Origin of the sequence: Trichocoleus sp. ST-U1, assembly GCF_039961835.1 — a bacterium.
Taxonomy (GTDB): domain Bacteria; phylum Cyanobacteriota; class Cyanobacteriia; order Cyanobacteriales; family FACHB-T130; genus FACHB-T130.
The window spans coordinates 1-3429 of the sequence record NZ_JAMPJZ010000157.1; the positions used below are offsets into that span (position 1 = coordinate 1).

The 3429-nt window shown below is 47.0% G+C and carries 6 protein-coding genes; 4 read left to right on the forward strand and 2 right to left on the reverse strand.

Annotation, left to right across the window (positions count from 1 at the left end; genetic code table 11):
- Positions 1 to 252: 252 nt before the first annotated feature.
- Both NDA06_RS26385 and apcB read left to right on the forward strand, forming a co-directional pair.
- Positions 253 to 588 (forward strand): hypothetical protein, encoded by a 336-nt coding sequence (locus NDA06_RS26385; protein ID WP_242033985.1) that lies wholly within the window; start codon positions 253 to 255, stop codon positions 586 to 588.
- 164 nt (positions 589 to 752) lie between these two features.
- On the forward strand, positions 753 to 1262 hold the full coding sequence (gene apcB / locus NDA06_RS26390; RefSeq protein WP_190434291.1) for an allophycocyanin subunit beta: 510 nt from the start codon (positions 753 to 755) through the stop codon (positions 1260 to 1262).
- A 133-nt stretch (positions 1263 to 1395) separates the two neighbouring features.
- Here the strand turns inward: apcB and NDA06_RS26395 are convergent, their stop codons facing one another.
- Positions 1396 to 1734, reverse strand: a complete 339-nt coding sequence (locus NDA06_RS26395; RefSeq protein WP_190986585.1) for a hypothetical protein — start codon at positions 1732 to 1734, stop codon at positions 1396 to 1398.
- 410 nt (positions 1735 to 2144) lie between these two features.
- Between NDA06_RS26395 and NDA06_RS26400 the strand changes: the two genes are divergently transcribed.
- Positions 2145 to 2666, forward strand: coding sequence for an HNH endonuclease (locus NDA06_RS26400; RefSeq protein WP_190412857.1), 522 nt, complete (start codon positions 2145 to 2147; stop codon positions 2664 to 2666).
- A 14-nt stretch (positions 2667 to 2680) separates the two neighbouring features.
- Entirely contained in the window at positions 2681 to 3067 is a 387-nt protein-coding gene (locus NDA06_RS26405; RefSeq protein WP_190430710.1) for an alr0857 family protein, read from the forward strand.
- A gap of 68 nt (positions 3068 to 3135) precedes the next feature.
- Here NDA06_RS26405 and NDA06_RS26410 read toward each other — a convergent pair whose 3' ends face one another.
- Entirely contained in the window at positions 3136 to 3345 is a 210-nt protein-coding gene (locus NDA06_RS26410) for a hypothetical protein (protein WP_190986586.1), read from the reverse strand.
- Between the last annotated feature and the right edge of the window lie 84 nt (positions 3346 to 3429).

The following is a 3429-nucleotide window of genomic DNA, read 5'->3' on the forward strand; positions in this document are numbered from 1 at the left end:
CCCAGTTGGCGCTTACGCGCCGCTACGCTAACAGTCTTCAGCCTTTTTTCAAGACGTAAGGCATCGATGTACTGGATCATCCTAGGGATAGGTGCCAGGAGATTTTGTATTCAGCTATACAGAATAAGGCAGTTGCCGTTTGACTTAAAGCGAGAAAAAGTTAAAAATTGTAGCGAGATTTACAAAAAAATCTTATAGGCGGCAACAATTTTACTAATCAGTAGCTTTGGCTACTTTTGTGCGGGGGGAAGCATGATGTTTAATTTAAATACGGATTTTGATCAAGATTTTGACGAACAAGAGGCGTTTGAGTATCGTCCTGGGACGAGAGTGGAGCTAAAGCAGCGTCCTGGGGTGGTTGATATTATTGCTGAATATGACCCGATGATGGTGCCGCCCATTTGGTTGCTCAACGATCCGCAGCCGCGATATCCAGAAGAACTGACATTACTGCCAGTGCCCATGAGAGGGGTTTGTTGGTTGAAGCCGGTGAGCCGTCGAAAAGCTGGCTCTACGGGTCGGTCACGGGATGGCAACCAGATGCGTCAGAAGGCTTACAGCAGCACCCCAGAAAAAATTGCCCGCTAAAAATTGCTGCGATCGCTCTCAACAATGTGGAGATGCTTGTGGAGATGGATATATGCTAATGAAAGTGTTTGTTGTTGTAAACTACACCCTAGAAACTGGGTATGCAACAGCACACTAAACAATAGAAAATTATCTATATAGCTTGTTGTTGGGAGAGCAATTTCATGCGCGACGCAGTCACAAACCTGATTAAAAATTACGATGTTACGGGTCGTTACCTGGATCGCAATGCCGTAGATTCCCTGAAATCTTATTTTGAAACCGGCACAGCACGAGTCCAAGCGGCTGCTGTGATTAACTCCAATGCAGCTTCGATTGTGAAGCAGGCGGGATCACGGCTGTTTGAAGAACTGCCCGAACTGATTCGACCAGGCGGAAATGCATATACGACTCGTCGCTATGCTGCTTGTCTGCGAGATATGGACTATTACCTGCGCTATGCCAGCTATGCGTTGGTTGCAGGTGATACGAATGTGCTGGATGAGCGGGTGCTGCAAGGTCTTCGGGAAACTTACAACTCTTTGGGAGTGCCGATTGGTCCGACCGTAATGGGCATCCAAATCATGAAGGACATTGTGAAAGAACAAGTGGCTGCGGCTGGAGTTGCAAATACAGCATTTGTAGATCAGCCCTTTGACCACATGACCCGCGATTTAAGCGAACAGGATGTCTAAGCAGTAAATGGCAACGAACAATTAGCCATTCGTCATTAGCTGGAGAGCGATCGCACTTTTTACCTTGTACTGGGATAAAGTGCGATCGCTTTTGTTTATGCTGCGCTGACGTTAATTTGAAGACACCAAAAGCCTATCTCGATGACAAACTCTCAACACTTAAAGGAACTAGATCGCCGTGATTGGTAAATCCTAATAACATTGGCTCCTGCGCTTGGATAAACTTGCCTGTCAGTACACAGCGTTGTTCTTGCTGCGCTGTCGCGGGGACGCTAGAGAGGATATCAGACCTAGAGAATTGAGGTTTATAATCATCGGATTTCTGCTGCACGTAGTTCCAGAGGATATCTCGAATCAAAGCTTGATATCCCTGATGACCTGCGAGTTCTTTGAGTTCTTCCTTCAGTTCTCTCTCCAAGCGTATGCTGGTGACTTCCATTTCAGTGGTTGAGGTGCGAGGTAGGGTACGCATGATTTTTTCTCCTAAAATTTGTGGACAGATTAGTAATACAAGTGTAGTATATTGAAAGCCAGATTCAAGTTAAACCGTTCAAGAAGCCTTCCTGTGACACATATACCTGCTTTCTCCATCTCAGCCAGCCATTCCGACTCTTTAACGAGTTGGGAATCAGCCTGTGCGGGCGTGGAGTTTCTTTTTATGGGTGGATATGGTAGTCAGAGACGAGGTACGGAGATCGATCAAATTTTGGATCGCAATAATGGTGGGAGTCTGCGGTTTGCAGAACCCAAACTAAACAAACAAAGCGGGAGGTACAGGCTAAAAGTAGCCGTACCAATATAGGACGAGAAGACTCAAAAAGTTTTTCCAACCCCCGCTTCTAATTACCAGAGGCGGGGGTTAATTGTATGAGGAGCCAAGTCGTGACAAGCGCAACTGACGTGTTAGGTAGGTCGGTAGTCGTATTTTCCCAGAACTACTTGCCCATAAGCCGGGTCAATATTAAGCGAGCGATCGCTCTGTTGATCGGTGGGAAAGCCGAACCTTTGCAGTTTAGCGATGCACCTGGCTGGCAAGTGCGATCGCCCAGCGTGGTGATCGAGGTGCCAGAACAAATTCGCCTCACCATCACGAGTGCAGAGCGAGTTTGGAAGGTTCCCCCAGTGAACCGTCGGGAATTGCTGCGGAGAGACCACCACACCTGCCAATACTGCGGCAACACGAAACAGTTGACGATCGATCACGTCCTTCCCTTATCAAAGGGCGGGAAACACACCTGGGACAACGTAGTTATCGCCTGCGAAAGGTGCAACCAACGCAAAGGCGATCGCACTCCGACTCAAGCGGGAATGCCCCTTCGTACCCAGCCTAAAGCCCCCATGCACCCTGCTGTTGCCTTTGCCGAACAGTTCTGGCGCGAACAGCACGATCACCTGGATTTGTAAGGAGACACCAAGCAATGCTGAAATTAACTTACACAGAAAACGGCTTTTACTTGGAGTGTCTGGCTCAATCTCTGGAAGAGTGGGTGACACGGCGGGTGATTTTAGCGCTGCGAGTGGGTACCCCCATCTCAGTCGAACCCAGCACCGCTTCCTTCTTACTTCCGGCTAGTTTGCCAGAAATCGGACGGTTGCTAGAGGAAGCGCAGCAGGAAGGTTCGGAAATTATTGGCTTGTGTGCTTGCGATGCTGAGTACGTTGAAGTCAGCCTGCACGGTAGCTGGGTGGACGGAGGCTCGAAAAATGGAGAGGGCGTTTTTGTGACTGCAATGAGCGATCGCGCTGAATTCTTCCTCTTCAAGCTTTGGCAAGATGCACAAGCCTGTACCTCCTCCTTGAGGTAATCAAATCACTTGTGGGGTGGGTTTTCCAACCCACCCTTTTTTAGACATTGTGGAGGTAATAGCTGAATCTAAGATGGAGGACGTAAAAGATTTTCTAGCTCAGCTTTAAGAGAAGCATTTTCTTCGCTTAGGAGCAGCAATTCATGGGATATCTGCTCAATTTCTTGCTCTTTCAAAGCTAAGTGCTGCTCTAATTCTTCTATATTCGTTATGCCTCCAACAACTACCTGTTTTTGAATAGTTGGTTTATAAGTGCTTATGTAAAATAAATTACACATAATAAAAAGTAGAATAAGCTAAAACAAAAGTCAAGAAAACAAGAGACTTATGAGATTTATTAGAGATTTAAGCCGAGAAACTCA